Origin of the sequence: Stenotrophomonas maltophilia (assembly GCF_047782825.1) — a bacterium.
Taxonomy (GTDB): domain Bacteria; phylum Pseudomonadota; class Gammaproteobacteria; order Xanthomonadales; family Xanthomonadaceae; genus Stenotrophomonas.
Genome location: NZ_CP180589.1, coordinates 2,093,529 through 2,110,456, shown reverse-complemented (window position 1 = coordinate 2,110,456; position 16,928 = coordinate 2,093,529). Strand labels below are relative to the sequence as shown.

At 68.0% G+C, this 16,928-nt stretch carries 17 protein-coding genes; 10 read left to right on the top strand and 7 right to left on the bottom strand.

Features of this window, described 5'->3' with window-relative positions; all coding sequences use genetic code 11:
* Positions 1–46: 46 nt before the first annotated feature.
* The 4 genes from ACM2ZB_RS09835 to ACM2ZB_RS09820 form a co-directional block, all read right to left on the bottom strand.
* Positions 47–424, bottom strand: coding sequence for a hypothetical protein (locus ACM2ZB_RS09835; RefSeq protein WP_416058351.1), 378 nt, complete (start codon positions 422–424; stop codon positions 47–49).
* Positions 425–601: 177 nt separating this feature from the next.
* Positions 602–1,054, bottom strand: coding sequence for a hypothetical protein (locus tag ACM2ZB_RS09830; protein WP_313435021.1), 453 nt, complete (start codon positions 1,052–1,054; stop codon positions 602–604).
* A gap of 37 nt (positions 1,055–1,091) precedes the next feature.
* Entirely contained in the window at positions 1,092–1,313 is a 222-nt protein-coding gene (locus ACM2ZB_RS09825) for a hypothetical protein (RefSeq protein WP_416058350.1), read from the bottom strand.
* Positions 1,314–1,439: 126 nt separating this feature from the next.
* Positions 1,440–3,797, bottom strand: coding sequence for a VapE domain-containing protein (locus tag ACM2ZB_RS09820; RefSeq protein WP_416058349.1), 2,358 nt, complete (start codon positions 3,795–3,797; stop codon positions 1,440–1,442).
* A gap of 504 nt (positions 3,798–4,301) precedes the next feature.
* Between ACM2ZB_RS09820 and ACM2ZB_RS09815 the strand changes: the two genes are divergently transcribed.
* From ACM2ZB_RS09815 to smqnr, 6 genes are all read left to right on the top strand, one after another.
* Complete coding sequence (locus ACM2ZB_RS09815) at positions 4,302–4,526, top strand: hypothetical protein (protein WP_313435027.1); 225 nt, start codon at positions 4,302–4,304, stop codon at positions 4,524–4,526.
* An 11-nt stretch (positions 4,527–4,537) separates the two neighbouring features.
* Complete coding sequence (locus ACM2ZB_RS09810; protein WP_313435029.1) at positions 4,538–4,792, top strand: hypothetical protein; 255 nt, start codon at positions 4,538–4,540, stop codon at positions 4,790–4,792.
* 168 nt (positions 4,793–4,960) lie between these two features.
* Positions 4,961–5,407, top strand: a complete 447-nt coding sequence (locus ACM2ZB_RS09805; RefSeq protein ID WP_416058538.1) for a DUF2946 family protein — start codon at positions 4,961–4,963, stop codon at positions 5,405–5,407.
* A 119-nt stretch (positions 5,408–5,526) separates the two neighbouring features.
* The gene (locus tag ACM2ZB_RS09800; protein ID WP_416058348.1) at positions 5,527–7,662 is read left to right on the top strand and encodes a TonB-dependent receptor; all 2,136 of its coding nucleotides are present in this window, start codon (positions 5,527–5,529) and stop codon (positions 7,660–7,662) included.
* Between the two features lie 11 nt (positions 7,663–7,673).
* Complete coding sequence (locus ACM2ZB_RS09795) at positions 7,674–9,179, top strand: PepSY domain-containing protein (RefSeq protein WP_416058347.1); 1,506 nt, start codon at positions 7,674–7,676, stop codon at positions 9,177–9,179.
* Between the two features lie 119 nt (positions 9,180–9,298).
* Positions 9,299–9,946, top strand: a complete 648-nt coding sequence (smqnr, locus tag ACM2ZB_RS09790) for a SmQnr family pentapeptide repeat protein (protein WP_416058346.1) — start codon at positions 9,299–9,301, stop codon at positions 9,944–9,946.
* 97 nt (positions 9,947–10,043) lie between these two features.
* Here the strand turns inward: smqnr and ACM2ZB_RS09785 are convergent, their stop codons facing one another.
* On the bottom strand, positions 10,044–10,718 hold the full coding sequence (locus ACM2ZB_RS09785) for a class I SAM-dependent methyltransferase (RefSeq protein ID WP_416058345.1): 675 nt from the start codon (positions 10,716–10,718) through the stop codon (positions 10,044–10,046).
* A 117-nt stretch (positions 10,719–10,835) separates the two neighbouring features.
* Here ACM2ZB_RS09785 and ACM2ZB_RS09780 point away from each other — a divergent pair, with 117 nt between their 5' ends.
* The gene (locus tag ACM2ZB_RS09780) at positions 10,836–11,327 is read left to right on the top strand and encodes a hypothetical protein (protein WP_416058344.1); all 492 of its coding nucleotides are present in this window, start codon (positions 10,836–10,838) and stop codon (positions 11,325–11,327) included.
* Between the two features lie 12 nt (positions 11,328–11,339).
* Here the strand turns inward: ACM2ZB_RS09780 and ACM2ZB_RS09775 are convergent, their stop codons facing one another.
* The gene (locus ACM2ZB_RS09775; protein WP_416058343.1) at positions 11,340–12,719 is read right to left on the bottom strand and encodes a PLP-dependent aminotransferase family protein; all 1,380 of its coding nucleotides are present in this window, start codon (positions 12,717–12,719) and stop codon (positions 11,340–11,342) included.
* Between the two features lie 133 nt (positions 12,720–12,852).
* Between ACM2ZB_RS09775 and ACM2ZB_RS09770 the strand changes: the two genes are divergently transcribed.
* From ACM2ZB_RS09770 to ACM2ZB_RS09760, 3 genes are all read left to right on the top strand, one after another.
* Entirely contained in the window at positions 12,853–13,716 is an 864-nt protein-coding gene (locus ACM2ZB_RS09770) for a DMT family transporter (RefSeq protein WP_416058342.1), read from the top strand.
* A 102-nt stretch (positions 13,717–13,818) separates the two neighbouring features.
* Complete coding sequence (locus tag ACM2ZB_RS09765; RefSeq protein WP_416058341.1) at positions 13,819–14,700, top strand: SDR family NAD(P)-dependent oxidoreductase; 882 nt, start codon at positions 13,819–13,821, stop codon at positions 14,698–14,700.
* A 39-nt stretch (positions 14,701–14,739) separates the two neighbouring features.
* Positions 14,740–15,627, top strand: coding sequence for a LysR family transcriptional regulator (locus ACM2ZB_RS09760; RefSeq protein ID WP_416058340.1), 888 nt, complete (start codon positions 14,740–14,742; stop codon positions 15,625–15,627).
* 492 nt (positions 15,628–16,119) lie between these two features.
* Here the strand turns inward: ACM2ZB_RS09760 and ACM2ZB_RS09755 are convergent, their stop codons facing one another.
* A complete protein-coding gene (locus tag ACM2ZB_RS09755; protein WP_416058339.1) occupies positions 16,120–16,914 on the bottom strand; it encodes a hypothetical protein in 795 nt (264 codons plus the stop codon).
* Positions 16,915–16,928 lie beyond the last annotated feature (14 nt).

Below are 16,928 nucleotides of genomic sequence, written 5' to 3'. Positions count from 1 at the left end.
AAGCCCCGGACGATGCCGGGGCTTCAGGACTGCCTGGAGGGCTCGATCACAGATCGAACACGAGATTGCCGCCGGTCTTGCGCGGGATATGGCCGGCATCGCGCAACCAGCGCGCCGCATTGACCTGGTCCATGCGCTTGACCGGAAAACGGTTGGCGAACATCAGGAAGCGGGCCACGGTGACCGATTCGCCCTTGCCCTTCAGCGCGGCCAGGGTTTCGGTGAACCACGGCGCGGGAGGCTGCTGGTTGCCGGGTCGCACGGCAGTACGGTCGGCCTTGCTGTCGGCCTCGGGCTGGGCCTGCACATTGCACAGCGCGATGAAGATCGCATCCAGGCTGATCGTGTTCTTTCCATCCTTTGGCTGGGACTTGAACAATTCGATGGCCTTCTGGCGAGTCGACGTGAACTGTTCGACCTCCATGACATTTCCTCTCAGCGAAATCGGTTGGGGATGCAGGGTGACGGCAGGTGCCGTCACTGTTGGGGGACGACCTTACATCATTTTCGCCGATGATGGGTCGCAACCTGCGCAGGCGGCCCTTGCGGGCCGGGGAATGCGCGGCCCGCACGGGCCGCAGGAAACGCGGTGACAGGGGGCTTAGACCACCCCTTGGCACATCAGCCGATCCAGCGCGATGCGCACCAGGTCGGCCGGGGTGCGGTCGTTGACCACCTCGATGTCCACCAGCGCATCGGGCAGCTGCCCTTCCCCAGCGGCGTGGCCCGGGCGCAGCACCCGCACCACAACGCCACCGCGGCGGCGGATCGCTTCGGCTTCGTCGGCCTGGCGCACGCCAACCACGATGGCGCCTGCGGGCGGGACGCGCAGGGCCCCGCGGCGGCCGACGCAGGGCAGCCCCAGGGCCGAGGCCAGCCCATTGGCCAGGGTGTCCTTGCCGGCGCCGGCGTGGCCGGTGATGCCGATCTGCAGCGGTGCCGGCGCTGCAGGCAGCGGGCGGGCTGCCGCGCCGTGCAGCGCGGGCCGGGCAAAGGCCGTGGCGAGGATGTCGGCGATCATGCGGTGGCCGCTGTCGAAGGGGAGGGCATTCAAGGGGTTCTGCTCCTGGAAGGGGGAAGCGGCTGCGCGGTCAGTGGCCGGCATCGATGCGCGCACGCAGCAGGCGCTGGGTCATGCGGCCACCGCGGGCCGCCGCGGCAATGGGATCAAAGGCGAGCATGTCCGTGCGGGTACGGCGGCCGGCTGCCAGGTGGTCACGGATGGTGCGCTCGGACAGCGCGGGCACCCGCAGGTGGATCTGGCGAACGGTCAGTTGCTCGCCTTCGAAGTCATGCAGCAGGGCAGGCCTCATCGGGCCGCTCCAAGTGCAGTGGGAAATGCATGTACCAGGCAACGGGGAACGAAGCAGGACACGTCGGAAGCTCCTTCTGGGGTGGCGCAGCCGTGACCGGAATGATGCCTGCTGGGGATGACTTAGTCAACACCTTTCATCTACATGCATCTCCGGGCGCTGGAACACGCTCCCGGCAGGGTTGTGCTGGCGCGGTGGCATCAGCCAGACCTTGGCCCGCTCCTTGCCGACCACGCGCGTACGTACGCCGTGCCGCTTGACCACATAGGCGGCCGCTTCGTTGACATCACGCCGGCTGGGGCGGTCGATGCCGATCGCGATGGCGATCTCGGTGGCGCGGTACTGCGCGCTCCAGTGCTGCTCGGCCACGGCCCAGTTGAAGCTGCGATCGATCATTTCAGCGACCGGTGAAATCGGTTCGTGCTCGCTGTTGGTGGCGTTCAGGGCCTCCAGTTCCTGGGTATCCAGATGCCAGGTCTCACCGGCGCGATACAGCGCGTGCGCCTCGGCCCAGACCTGCTGCATGTCGATGCGCGCCGGCTCGCCCAGCGCCACGGCATGCACGGTCCACCAGCGCGTATTGCCGGTGGCGTCACGCAGGAAGCGTTCGTCGTTGACACTGGCAAACAGGATGGTGCGCCGCGCGTAACGCGATTCGGTCCGTGCGTAGGGGCGGCGCAGCTCGTCGTAGCTGCGCGAGATGAAGGATTTCAGCGCCGCGATGTCGGTGCGACGGAAGGTGGCATCGACTTCGCCCAGTTCGACGATCCACTTGGAAATGACCTGCTTGACGCTGTCCTTGTTGGCCGGGTCCAGCACCACGCCATCGGCGATCAGCTGCAGCTCCGGCGGTGCCAGCTGCCGGGCCCAGCGTGTCTTGCCCAGGTTCTGCCGCGACACGAAGGTCAGCACGCCGCGGGCGACCACGCCATCGGGCTCGAATGCCGCAGCCACGCCGGAAATCAGCCAGCGGCGCATCAGCACTTCCTTCAGCACGCGGCCGTCGGCGATGCGCCGGGGCTCGGCTTCCTGCACGGTGTCGAAGAAGGCCTGCAGCCGCGACTGGCCATCCCATGGCCGCGAGGTGATCCACGTAGCTACCGGGTTGTAGGGGTTGGCCTCGGCCACCTGGCAGAGGTTGGTTTCGAAGCTGCCGGTCGCCATGCCGGCGCGGTGCATGCCATCCATCAGTTCGCCGGCGGCCACTTCCTTGGCGTTGTCCACCGTGGTCTGCAGGCCAGGCACCAGGATCTCCAGATCCTTCTTGATGACGTTGTAGCGCACCGTCACGCCGGTGCGCCGGCACAGCTCGGCCAGGTTACGCGCCGTGGGCAGTGGGCGGCCACGCGCATTGAAATCGGGGAAGGGGGTGAGCACGTCGAACGCGGACAGATTGCCTGGCACCAGGTAGCGCCCGTCCGCGCGCATGCCATCGGCTTCGTCCGTGCTGGATTCACCGGTGTCGCTGGGCGCTGGAAGCACCTGGGCGCGAACGGCGGCAAGCCCCTCGCGCAGATGCAGGTCATTGAAGTCGGTGGGGCGGTCGCTGCTGCCATGCAGTTCGGCGAATTCCGGCCACACCACGCGCGCCTCGATCTCCGCCGCCGCGCGGGTGGCCAGGGTCACGCCGGGGTTGTCCAGCGGCTGCCGCGTCCATTGGTCGTTGTCGGCGCAGAATACGATCTGCGCATCGGGCATGGCCGTGCGCCAGGCCTTGCCCACTGCCGCCAGGTTGCCGGCGTCCCAGGCGACCACCACGCACCAACCGGTGGCCTGGTGGATGGAATCGGCGGTGGCATAGCCTTCGGCAATGGCGATGGGCGTGCCGGCCGAGGGCTTGCCGATCACATGGAAGCAGCCCTGCTTGCGGCCGCCGGCCAGGAAGTCCTTGTCCCGCCCGAAGGCCGGATCCACGCGCGGGAAGATCGCCTGCAGCGAGACGATCCTGCCCGTGGCGTTCATCACCGGCACCAGCAGGGCATTGTCGATCTGGCGGAAGACCTCGCCTTCGCCGTTGCGCACCGGCCACGCCGCCACCCGTAGGCCATGGGCCTGCACGTTCTTGCGCAGCAGGTAGGGATGGCCGGGATCGGCCGGCGCAGCGCGGTTCCACAGCGCGTTGGCCAGGCGTGCCGCTTCGTCCTCGCGCAGGCGCTGCTGCTGCTCGCGCTCGCTGCGTACACGTTCCTGGCGCTGGCGGACCGCGCGCTGCTCGGCCGCGGTCAAGGTGGTGGCCGCGCGTGCGCACCAGGTATGCGTGGTGCCGGTGCGCCAGCTGCCGAACTCGCCTGCCGGCACCCCATCGCCGAACAGCACGGCCCAGCCGTTACGGCTGCCACGGCGGTCACCCTGTACATGGAAACGGACCAGCTCGCCATTGGCGTTGAGGGCATCGCAGCCGCGTGGGTCCGGCACGATGCCCTGTACATGCATGGCCTGCAGGAAGGCGGCGACGATGTCCTGTGATGGATGCTGGATCTGCATTCGGCGCTCCCCTGTGCTGCGTGGATCCGATCACCGCCGCGTTACGCGCGGCGGCCCTGCTGCGGCCATAGCGGCCGCGTCCCGCCGCGCGCAGCGGCAGAAGATCTGCAGGTGATGAAAGGTGTTGACTGCGGCATGATGCCGGATCAGAATGCGCTCCACAACACCTTTCGGCAACGTTCATCCCCGTTGCTGGGGCGGCGGCTTCCCTCAGCGGCGTCGGCCGTGTGGTTCTGCGATGCCGGTCGCGATCCGCGATATCCGCCCTGTGCCGTCGCAGGTTGCGAGAACCCTTTCTTCGATCATTCAACCACGCCCCGCCATTGCCCTGCGGCGGCGCGTTTCCCTTCCCGTTGCGCCTGCCCGGGCGCCCATGCACAAGGAGTCTGCATGCCCTCCGTCCCTTGCCGCCGAACACGCGTTCTGCCGTGTATTCCACGCCGTTCCGATGCGCCGCTGCCGTTCTCAGCCGGTGCGACCACCCCTCGATAAAATACAAGCCGCATGACGGACACCATCGACGAAGCGCAGGAACTGGAAGCGCGCCATCTGCAACGCGCACTGGCACGGCACGCATCGCGGGCCAGCACCTTTGCTCCCCTCACGCCCAACGGAGAATGCCGCAACCCGGACTGCAGCGAAGACTTCGACAACGACCCCGCCAGGCTCTTCTGCGGGCCGGCCTGCGCCGAGCGTTTCGAGGCCATCAATCAACACCGCAACGCATAGGAACAGGGGACATGTCTCTCAACAGCAACGACGCTGGATTCACCGAACGTATCGCCGGACTCTCGGCCGAACTGGCCGTGCTGGTCAGTCTGGTTGAAAACCGCATCCATCTGCAGATGGCCGACCTGGCCGACTCGGGGGATGTGGATGCGCAGGAGCGATATGCCTTGGCCGATCCGGAGCGCTGGCTTGAGAACGCCCGCAACAGCCTGCAGGCGGGCGTCATGTTCCTGGAACGCGCGGTCAGCCAGCCGACGCGGTTCTGAGTGGTGGTGTGCCCGTTGCAGGGGCACCCTGGCGGGGCCTGCGTCATGATGTCGCAGGCCCCGCATGTAAACCCTGAACGAGGTCCAGGGTTGGCCGTGGACACGTAGAATGGCCGGGTGCGCCGTTCCCGTTTCCACCGTCTGCTGCTGGCCCTGGCCGGGCTTGCCCTGCTGCTGGTGCTGCTCGCCCCGCTGGTGAGTCGCTGGCTGGCGCACGGGCCTGCGCCTGTGCCTGCAGCAACGGCCCTGGCTATCCCGGGTCGGGCGGAGCCTGCACCGCATGCGGACCCTGCGGCACACATGCAGCATGCAGGCCATGCCGCGCATGCACAGCACGCGATGGAAGGGCACCACGATCACCACGCGATGGCGATGCAGCACGGCGGCGGCGAAGCCAAGCCCCCCGCTGACCCGCACGCCGATCATGAAATGGGCGTGGACTGCGATTACTGCCTGATCGCCGCACGGCTGATCACCCTGCTGGTCGCCGCGTTCCTGCTGCTGGTGCCGCTGGCGCCGGTGTGCCGGGCCGTGTGCGGCAGCGTGGCGGCGTTGCCGGCGCGCATCGCCGGCAGCCTGGGGGCACGTGGACCACCGGCGGCATTGGCTGGCTGAGCCGCGCACGCGGTCGCTCCTTGATGGATTCAAAGCTGCCAGGCATGGCCTGGCACTACTGCGTGCGTTTTTCTTCCTGCTGCCCTGGTTGATGGGGCGGCATTGCATGCCGTGGAAAAATGAAAACCAACAACAACGTCGTTGCCCTGCGCCGGGCGACGCTGCCAGCGCTGTGCGCGCTTGCGCTGCACACCCCTGCCGTACACGCCGAAGCACCGCTTCCTACCACCCTGGATACCGTGCGCGTGGTCGACACCCGCAGCAGTGGGCTTTCCGCCACCGCGGATGCGGGTTCGTCGCTGGGCTTGGACGTGCTGCAGACGCCGGCCAGCCTGACCGTGATTGGCCGCGACCAGCTGCAGGCGAGGGGCGATTCCAGCCTCAACGATGCGATCAGCCGCGCCGGTGCGATCAGCGCCATGCCGCATCCGGGCAATGGCCTGAGCGCGCTGTCCAGTCGTGGCTTCACCGACAGCGCGTCGGTCATGCGCCTGTACGACGGGCTGCGCCAGTACGGAGGGGTAGGGATCACCTTCCCCTTCGATACTTGGTCGATCGAGCGCATTGAAGTCTTGCGCGGGCCAGCCTCGGTCATCCACGGCGATGGTGCGATCGGCGGGGTGATCAACATCGTGCCGAAGAAGCCCACCCGCGGCGCCATCGAGAGCGAGGTGAGCGTGACCCTGGGCAGTGAGGACACCGCGCGCCTGGGCTACGGCAGTGGCGGCGCGCTCAGCCCGCAACTGGCCTACCGCGTGGACGTGAGCGGCAACTACAGCGGCGGTTGGGTCGACCGTGGCCGCAACAACGATGCGACGTTCTCCGGCGCCCTGCTGTGGCAGCCGCGCACCGACCTGCAGCTGACCCTGACCCATGCGCAGGGCTACCAGCAGCCGATGCGCTACTTCGGCACGCCGCTGGTGGATGGCCAGCAGCGGGATGCTCTGCGCCACCGCAACTACAACGTGGGCGACAGCGAGATCCGCTTCCGCGACCGCTGGACCCAGCTGGATGCGCTGTGGACACCGACGGCGAACCTGGAATGGCGCACGCGGCTGTACCAGATCGACAGCCAGCGCGACTGGCGCAACGCCGAAGCCTACGTCTACAACGACGCGACGGGCCTGATTGATCGCTCGGGCAACACGCAGATCACCCACAACCAGGACCAGACCGGGCTGACCTCGACCCTGCGCATGGCGGGACGCGTGGGCGGTCTGGCGAACAGCATTGCCGTGGGTCTGGATGTGAACCGCGCGCACTTCAAGCACACCAACAACACCTATGCGGGCAGTTCCGGGCCGGTGGACCCGTTCCATCCGGTGCCGGGCGAGTTCGCCAGCGATGCACCGAACCTGCCGCGCTATCGCAACAGTGCCGAGCAGTACGCGCTGTTCGTGGAAGACCATCTGGCCCTGACCGGGCGCTGGTCGCTGCTGGGCGGGCTGCGCCACGACCGGGCCCGCATCGACCGTAGCGATCTGGCCAGCGGTGCGGCTGCGTTCTCCAGGACCTACAGCAGCACCGGCTGGCGCGCGGGTACGGTGTTCGCCCTGCGCCCGGCGCTGAGCCTGTACGCGCAGTACTCGCAGGCGGCCGATCCGGTCAGTGGCCTGTTGATGATCAGCCCGGCCAACGGTGCCTTCGATCTGGCCAAGGGCCGCCAGTTCGAGGTCGGCCTGAAGCAGGCCTTCGATACCGGCGAGTGGACGCTGGCCGCCTATCGTATCCGCAAGACCGGCCTGCTCAGTCGTGACCCGCTGCAGCCGGACCGCCGCGTGCAGATAGGGGCACAGACGTCCCGGGGCATCGAGGCGTCGCTGAACTGGAACTTCGCGCCGCGCTGGTCGCTGGATGCCAACGCCACGGTGCTGAAGGCCGAATTCGAGGATTTCCTCGAGACTACCGGTTCGCCGGCGGTGCTGGTGTCGCGTGATGGCAACGTACCTCCCAACGTGGCCGAAAGGCTGGCCAACGCCTGGCTGAGCTGGCAGTTCCTGCCCGACTGGACCGCCGCCGCGGGCGTGCGCTACGTCGGCAAGCGCTATGCCGACAATGCCAACACCCTGGAACTGCCCAGTTACAGCACCACCGATCTGGCCCTGACCTGGCAGGCAGCACCGCGCACGCGGGTGAGCGCGCGGTTGTTCAACGTGTTCGACAAGGCGTACTACGCGACGGCCTACTACACCAGCACGCAGTGGTTGCTGGGCGCTGACCGCCGCGTCGAGTTCACCCTCGACCACCGCTTCTGAGGGCGTTGCCGATGTCGCTGCGATCCTCCGCCAAGCGCTGGACCTACCTGCTGCACCGCTGGTTGGGTATTGGCGGCTGCCTGTTGATGCTGCTGTGGTTCGTCAGCGGCATGGTGATGCTGTTCATCGGTTACCCGAAGCTGACGCCAGGTGAGCGCCTGGCGGCCCTGCCGGCGCTTGAGGGCGGGCGACCGTTGCAGGGGCTTCCGGCGTTGCCCGCCGGAGTCCAGGCCGAACCCGAGCGCGTGGCGCTGACCACGCTGCGCGGTGAACCGGTTTACGTGGTGCGCAGCGGCGCGAACATCGGCACGTGGTCGGCTCGCAGTGGTCACGCGCTGCTGCCGGTGTCTGCGCAGCAGGCCGAGCTTTCGGCGGCCGCGTTTGCCGGTGGCCCGGCCTTCCCCGGCGCCGTGCGCGTGGACGAGGATCGCTGGACCCACTCACGCGCTCTGGATGCGCACCGTCCGCTGTACAAGGTGGAAGCGGGCGGTCTGCAGCCCGGCAGCCTGTACGTGTCCTCGTATACCGGCGAGGTGGTGCTGGACGCGCCGTACCATCAGCAGCGCTGGAACTACGTGGGGGCCTGGCTGCACTGGCTGTACTTCCTGCGCATGCAATCGGTGGACCCGGTGTGGACGTGGGTGGTGATCGTGTTGTCCGGGCTGTGTACGGTGGCGGCCATCAGCGGCATCGTGGTGGGCGTGTGGCGTTGGCGCTTCCGCGGCCGCTACCGATCGGGCGCGAAGACCCCCTACGTCGAGCCGTGGATGCGCTGGCATCATCTGGTCGGCTTGATGGCCTCGGCCTTCGTGTTCACCTGGATTTTCAGTGGGTTGATGTCGATGAACCCGCTGCAGGTGTTCAGCAGCCCGGCGGATGCAATGAATGCCGGACGTTATCGCGGTGCGGCGGTGGCGCTGGATGATGCGCTGGTCCAGCCGCAGGCATTGCTGGCCGCAGCGGCACAGGCGGGTTTTGCGCCGGTGGAGATCCAGTGGCGGCGCATCGGTGGCCAACTGTTCGCGGTGCTGCTGGACGGGCAGGGCGGTTCGCGCATCGTCTCGCGCGTGGATGGGCAGCTGCAGCTTGCGAAGCAGTTGCCGGTGGCGTGGCTGCAGCAGCACGCACGGGCACTGAGTGCGGCCCCCTTGCGGTCACTCACGATCCTGCATACGCCCGACGCCTGGTTCTACCCGCGCGCCCCCGAGGCGATGAACGGTGCGGCGGTGCGCCGCTTCCCGGTGGCCGTGGCCGATTTCGGCGATGCGCATGCCACGCGGGTGTACATCGATCTGGCCACCGGCGATCCGCTGTTGACCCTGGGCCATCGCGAACGCGTCGGCCGCTGGCTGTTCTACTTCCTGCACAGCTGGGACCTGCCGGGCATGCTGCGGCAGGAGAACACGCGGCTGGGCGTGCTGCTGGTGTTGAGCGTGGCCGGCACAGGGTTGTGCGCGACGGGCGTGGTGATCGGCTACCGCCGGCTGCGGATGAAGTTCCGGCGCCGTCACCGCTGATTCGGCCCGTGCCTTGTACACAGCAACGCTGGACTGCCGGTGAACCCGGCTGCGTGGCCGCTTACGGAAAGCCACGTCTGCGCGGCATCATGGCGGGCACACGTGACATGGAAATGCAGATGGCCCCCAACGTTCACCGCAAGCTGCGCATCGCCGCCGACCAGTACACCGGCCAAGAAGTGGTCGACCAGCAGTTCCATGAGTGTGATTTTTCCGGTGCGGACCTCACTGCCACCGAATTCATCAACTGCAGCTTCTACGATGCTGAAACCCGCACCGGCTGCCGCTTCAATGGCGCCACGCTGAAGGAGGCCAGCTTCCGCGGCTGCGACATCAGCATGTGCCATTTCAACTTCATCAAGGCGCTGGGCCTGGAAATCAGCGAGTGCCGCGCGCAGGGCGCGGACTTCAGCAACGCCAGCTTCATGAACCAGATCACCACGCGTACCTGGTTCTGCAGTGCCTTCATCAAGAAGTCGAACCTGCGCTACGCCAACTTCTCGCGGGTCACCCTGGAAAAGTGCGAGCTGTGGGAGAACCGCTGGGACGGCGCCAACCTCAGCGGCGCCAGCTTTGCCGGTTCGGACCTGTCGGCGGGCCAGTTCGAAGGCATCGACTGGAGTAGCGCCAACTTCACCGACTGCGACCTGACCGGTTCGGAGCTGGGCGACCTGGACTTGCGCGTGGTCAACCTGCGTGGCGCACGGCTGGATGTGCAGCAGGCCGCACTGTTGATGCAGCGCATCGGCATCACCGTGGTGCCGTAACACCATGGTGCGATCGCCGTAGAGTCGAGCTTGCTCGACTGTTTCTGCTCCATCCGTAGCCATCAGTCGAGCTAGCTCGACTCTACGCTGTGGCGCATCAGCCGGCGTACGCCACCCAGCCCTTGAAGCTGAAGCCGGCATAGAACAGTTCCACGCCCTCGAAGCCGGCCTGTTCCAGCAGCCCGACTTCCTGTTCCGGTGACTGCAGCGGCAGCCGCTCGATCATGACCTCGATCGTGCGCTGGGCATCGGCATGGGTCACCCCGGACGCCTCGGCGAAGGCCAGGTAGCGCTGCAGCCAGCGGCGCTTGCCTGCTTCATCGGCCGGTACGCTGTGGTGGGCCACCACCAGCGGCGCACCCGGGCGCAGGCGCTGGTGTAGTTCGCGCAACGTGTGCAGGCGCTGTGCGGCATCGAGGAAGTGCAGCGTCAGCAGGCAGCTGGCGCCATCGAAACGCACGTCGGGTGCATCGTCGATATAACCTTCCAGCAGTTCGACCCGCGCCATCAGCGGCCCCAGCGTCTGCTCGGCCAGCGCCAGCATCGGCGCGGCCGGATCCACACCCAGCAACCACCAGCCGGGGTGCGCTTCGGCGAAGGCCTTCAGTTCCAACCCGCCGCCCGCACCCAGCACCAGCACGCGTCCTTCGGCGGGCACGTGCTCGGCCAGCAGCAGCTGGCTCATCTGCTGCAGGGCGAGGAAGCCCGGCACCTGCCGCAGCGGACCGTCGGCGTAGTGGGCGACGGCCTGTGGATCATTGAAGGTCGACATCGAAGCGTTCCTGCGGCAGGGGTGACAGTCCACTTTACCGCGAGGCGCAAGAGGCATTGCATGCACGCAGCACTTTGCCCCAGGATGCGCGCCTGTCTGCGATGCAGGACGTTGCCCATGCACCACCGCTTCCCCACCATGCCCTCCATGGAGGCGTTTGAACTGGCGTTGTCCCTGCTGGGCAGGGAGGAGGTGGATGAAGACCAGGCCGAACAGGCGCTGGCCGACGCCGGCGTCGAGTACTGGCAGATGCGCCGCCTGCTGGTGTGGCTGCCCGAAGCATTCGCGCTGGCGGTGCTGGGGCACAGCGACGGCCTCACCCTGCCGAGGACGTTCACCGCACGCGATGAGCATGACAGCGAACACACCTTCGCCTTCGGCCGTGAGCCGCTGTTCGCGGTGGCCGTGCGCCGCGCGCTGCAGATCCATCACCAAGGCCCACCGGCGCAGCTGAAGGCCATCGCCCAGCGCAGTTCGACCATGGACGCGGTCAACCGCGCGCTGCACGCAGGGGTCGAACTCAATGGTGCGACACTGTCCGGGCCACAACTGCTCGACATCAAGGCTGAAACCTACCTCGGCCAGGACGGTACGGCCGAGGCCGGGTGACCCGCACCCGCCTCAGCGCAGCGCCCGTGCCAGTACCTGCCAGATGCGTGGGTCCTGGCACTGGGACACGTTGAAGCGCACGTAGTCGGCCACACGCTGCGACTGGCTGAAGGCATTGCCCGGGGCCAGTACCACGCCTTCGCCCAGGCAGTGCCGTGCCAGTGCCGCAGCGTCGCGGCCATCGGGCAGCTGGCACCACAGGAACAGGCCGGCTTCGGGCAGCAGCCAGGGCGTGATGCCCAGGCGTTGCACCTGCCGCAGGGTGTGCTTGCGGGCATCGGCCAGGCGCGCACGGATGGCCTGCATGTGCCGGCGGTAGCCACTGTCGGTCAGCGCGATGTGCATCAGGTGCGCGGCCAGATGGCCACCGCCGAAGCTGGTGGCCAGTTTCAGGTCGGTCAGCGCATCGATCCAGTCTGCCCGCGCGGCGATGTAGCCGCAGCGTGAGGCGGCCGACACGGTCTTGGAGAAGCTGCCGACATGGATCACCCGCGACAGGCCGTCCAGCGCCGCCAGGCGTGGGGCAGGGCGCAGTTCGAAGTCGGCGAAGATATCGTCCTCGACAACGGTCAGCCCGCTGCGTTCGGCCAGCCCCAGCAGGCGGTGTGCCGTGGCCGCCGACAGCACCGCGCCGGTCGGGTTGTGCAGGCCGGAATTGGTGATGTACAGGCGCGGCGCATGCGCCTGCAGGGCCGCTGCGAACGCGTCCAGGTCCGGCCCGCCGGGCGTATAGGGCACGCCGATGGCCTGCACCCGGTGCGCCTTCAGCAGCGCGTGGTAGTTGAAGTAGCTGGGATCATCGACCAGCACACAGTCGCCCGGTTTCAGCAGCAGGCGGCAGACCAGGTCGACCGCATGCGTGCCCGATTCGGTCAGCAGCAGCTGGTCCAGTGGTACCTCGATGCCCAGGCCGGCCGCACGCCGCTGCAGTGACTGGCGCAGCGCCGGCAGCCCCAGCGGGCTGGCATAGTCGGCCAGATGGGCGGGCTCGGCACGCGCCATGCGGCGCAGGCCGCGGCGAACCCCATCCTGGTACAGCCAATCGCTGGGCATCCAGCCGCAGCCGGGCTTGAGGTGGTCGGCCGGGGTTTCCAGCGATTGCCGCGACACCCACAGCGGATCCACCACGCGATCCCGGCGTGGCTCCATCGCGGCCAGCGCCAAGGGCGGCAATGGACCGGCCACATAGAAACCCGAACCCGCGCGCGCGGCGATCAGCCCTTCGGCGGCCAGGCGCTCGTACGCTTCGACCACGGTGGACACGGAAACGCCCATGGCCGAGGCCTGCGCACGCACCGACGGCAGGCGCGCGCCCGGCCCGTCCTGGCGCGCGGCGATGCGCGTGCGCACGGCGTGGATGACGGTGTCGATACGGCTGCGGGCGAGGGACATGGGCGGCGACTGTGTGGGAAGTGTGACCAGTACAGTTACTTCGGACTGTACTGGATTGTAGCTGGGTGCCGCGCCCCCAGGATGGCCCAATGAAGACCCGGGCCGTGCAGTGCCCTTCGCAGTGGATGGCAGCGTGCAACGGTCGGCAAGCGGGTGGCTCAATGGCTTCATCGGTGTGGTGATCTTCGCCGGCTCGCTGCCGGCTACCCGCTTGGCGGTGATGGAGCTGGATGCCGGCTTCGTCACGGCCGCGCGCGCCAGCATTGCGGCCGTGCTGGGTCTGGCCCTGCTGCTGGCGTTGCGGCAACCGCGCCCGGCGCGCGCCGACCTGCCTGGCCTGGCCCTGGTCAGCCTGGGCGTGGTGGTGGGCTTTCCGCTGCTGACGGCGCTGGCCCTGCGCCATGCATCGTCGGCACACACCATCGTCTTCGTGGGCCTGCTGCCGCTCAGTACGGCCCTCTTCGGTGTGCTGCGCGGCGGCGAGCGGCCGCGGCCGGCGTTCTGGCTGTTCTCGCTGCTGGGCAGCGCGTGCGTAGTGGGCTACGCCGCACGCAACGGCATCGAAGCCTCGCTGCAGGCCGATCTGCTGATGCTGGCGGCGATCGTGGTGTGCGGCCTGGGCTATGCCGAAGGCGGGCGCCTGGCGCGCCATCTGGGCGGCTGGCAGGTGATCAGCTGGGCATTGTTGCTGGCCTTGCCGGTGATGCTGCCGTTGACCGTACTGATGCGCCCGCTGTCGCTCGCCGCCGTGGGCGCGCCGGCATGGTGGGCGCTGGGCTATGTGGCGGTCTTCAGCATGCTGCTCGGCTTCCTGTTCTGGTATCGCGGGCTGGCCCAGGGCGGTATCGCGGCAGTGGGCCAGTTGCAGCTGCTGCAGCCGTTCTTCGGCCTGGCACTGGCGGCCGTGCTGCTGCACGAAACGGTCAGCGTGGGCATGCTGCTGGTCACGATGGCCGCAGTGGTGTGCGTGGCCGGCGCGCGCCGCTTCAGCCGCTGAACCCCTCAGCCGTTGAAGCAGCTGGCGCGATAGCTTTGCCGTATCGCCACCGGGCCTCAACAGTATTGGCCTGCGCACCCGCCGTTGCCCGATGCTGGGCCGATGAAGCCGATTTCCAGTATTTGTTTCCAGGGCCAGGTCGGCCTTGTCACCGGCGCGGCCGGCGGCCTTGGCCTGGCGTACAGCCGTCTGCTGGCGCAGCGTGGCGCGCATGTGGTCATGCATGACATCGGCGCGGGCGTGGACGGCGCGGGCAGTGACCCGCTGCGCATCGGCCAGTGCACGCAGGCGCTGCAGGCGCAGGGACTGTCGGTGGAGGCGGCCAGCGCTGCCATCGACCAGCGCGAGCGCTGCCATGCCCTGGTGAGCGACATCCTGCAGCGCCACGGCCGCCTGGATTTCCTCATCCACAACGCGGGCTGGGTGGCCTACCAGGCGCTGGAAGACATCGATGATGCCGAGCTGGAGCGGATGCTGTGCCTGGCCGCCAAGACGCCGCTGTGGCTGGCACAGGCGGCATGGCCGGCCATGCGTGCGGCCGGCGGTGGACGCATCGTGTTGACCACGTCCGACCGCGCGCTGTACCCGCAGTATGCGCAGCGCGGGCTGTCCGCCTATGCGATGGCCAAGCTGGCCGCGCAGGGCCTGGTGAACGTGCTGGCGCTGGAAGGCGCCGAACACGGCATCGTGGTCAACGCGGTTTCACCGGTGGCCAAGACCCGCATGTGGGGCATCGATGGTGAACCTGATGAACTGCACCCGGACACGGTGGCCACGGGCGTGGCCTTCCTTGCATCCACGCGCTGCCGCGACGGTGGCTGGGTGCTGCGTGCCAGCAACGGGCAGTTCCACGCGCTGCGCCTGCAGGACGCCGAGCATGTTGCCTACCCGCGCGACCTGCGTGCGGTGGTGGCCGACAGCATCGAAGCGGTGGCCCTGCAGTGGCCGGTGATCGCACGGCCGAGTGTCGACGCACGCGGTTGAGCGCGTACCCTAGGCAGCCTGTCCGCTGCCTGTCCTGCGATGATCGATCTGCGCCTGCTCCGCCAGTTCGTGGCGGTTGCTGAAGAACTGCACTTCCATCGTGCCGCCGCACGCCTGCATATGTCGCAGCCACCGCTGACCGCGGCGATGCGGCGGCTGGAGGACGAGGTCGGCACCAGCCTGATCGAGCGCGGCAACCGCACGCTGGGCCTGACCGCTGCCGGGCACACGTTGCTGGTGGAAGCGCGGGCCACCCTGCTGCAGGCCGAACAGGCGCTGCAGCGTACCCGTGAAGCGGCGGCAGGGCAGACCGGCAGCCTGCGCGTGGGCTATGTGGGCAGCGCGCTGTATGGCCGGCTGCCTGGCCTGATCCGCCAGTTCCGCCAGGCCTACCCGCAGGTGCAGCTGCACCTGCATGAGGCCACCACGCACCAGCAACAGTTGTGGCTGCGCGAGGAACGCATCGATCTGGGGCTGCTGATTCCGCCGATCCCCGCCGCCGAACTGGTGCTGCAGGCCTTCGATCAGGACCGCCTTGCGATCGCGCTGCCGCGGTCGCATCGCCTGGCGGCGGCCAAGGGGCTGCAGGTTGCCGCGCTGGTGGAGGAACCCTTCGTTTCCTGGCCGGCTGCCGAAGGCATCGGTTTCCACGCACAGGTGCTGGGGCTGTGCACAGCGGCGGGCTTCACCCCGCGGGTGGTGCAGGAAGCACAGGGCATGCACGCGGTGCTGTCGCTGGTGGCGGTGGATGCGGGTGTGGCGATCGTGCCGGCCAGCATGGCCAGCTTCCGTCCGCAGGAAGTGGTGTACCGCGTGATCGACGGCGCCGAGGCGGCCTTCGAACTGCAGTTCTGCACGCGACCGGGCGTAGCTGGGCCGGTGCTGCAGCACTTCCTGGCACTGGCCGCCCAGCAGCATCTGTCTTGATCGACATTGTGGCGTGTCTTTGCCGCGCCGGTGGTGCCTGAAGTGCCGGTTGCCGCGCGTTGCGACGCCGATGCGCGGGCACTGCAGGACAAGGGCTTCAGCGCGTCGCATTGGCGATCCTCACATTCCTGCGGCGGGGCTGCTGGTGACCCCAACGGCCAGCGTCGGCACGCGCCGTCAGCATCCCTTCGCCGGCCTTCGTGGCTGGCTGGGATTGGCGTCCCAAAAAACTCGGGCGCGTGTCCGGAAGCTGTCCAGGGAGGACGGCTTCCGGATGACGCGGCCCGCTGGTCCGTGGCGGGTGATGCGTGGGGATCATCCCGATCCGCCGGTCCGCTCCAGAGTCTTCTCCAGAGTCTTCCGGTACGCCAACCCGCATCGCCCGCCGCCCATCCACGCTACTGCGTGGGTGTGAGCGCTGCAGCTCTGTGCAGGCAGAGCGCACCTCACCTGGGGAGTGGCGGCGGGCGGTGCATTCTTCGCAGGCCTGGACTACGGCAGCAGCTCACGCGCCATGCGGAAGATATCGGTCACCACGTACAGGGCGCTGTGCCGGGCAAGGTGTGCGTTGTCCGGCCCGTGCGTGATGCCGCTGGCCAGCAGGCGGAACTGGTGGGCGGGGTCGGGCTGGTACTGCAGGCTGTACAGCGCGTAACGGTCCAGGTATTCGCAGCCGTCGTTGAGCTGCTTGCCACGGGCGATGACGCCCTGCAGGTGTTCCCATGCCAGCGGCGTGTCCTGCACGATATCGTAGAACTCCACAATGGGAGCGCCCTGGCTGACCTGCAGCACATGGAAGGCATGGTGGCGGTCGGCCACCTGCATGCCGACCACGTCACCGGCGCGCCACGCGGTCTGCGCTTTCAACAGCGGGGGACGACGTGCCGGCATCACTGCCGGGCTGCGCAGCAGCGCCTCGATATCCGCGCGGCGACGGTGAAATACGTCATTCAGCGCCACGGCGGCATTCAACGCCGCAATGGCCGCAACCGCTGCGTCGGTGAGCTGCGCATCGACGAAGCCCTGCCGGTGCAGGCACACCGCCAGCGCCAACGCGGTCTTGTGGACATACAGCGGCGCCACCTCGGCCGGGTCGGCCTGCAGGATGCAGTTCCAGCGCAGCAGCACGTTTTCGATCACCTCTGCACCGATCTGCGCAGGCTCGCGCTTTGCTGCCTCAGGGCCGAGTCGCGCCCAAAGCGCGCAGCGCTTGACGTCGCCGTCGATGGCCTCGACCAGGCCGGCGGCGGCAAGCAGTTTCAGTACGTCCAGGTGTTTGATCGCCATGTGCGCAACTGCTT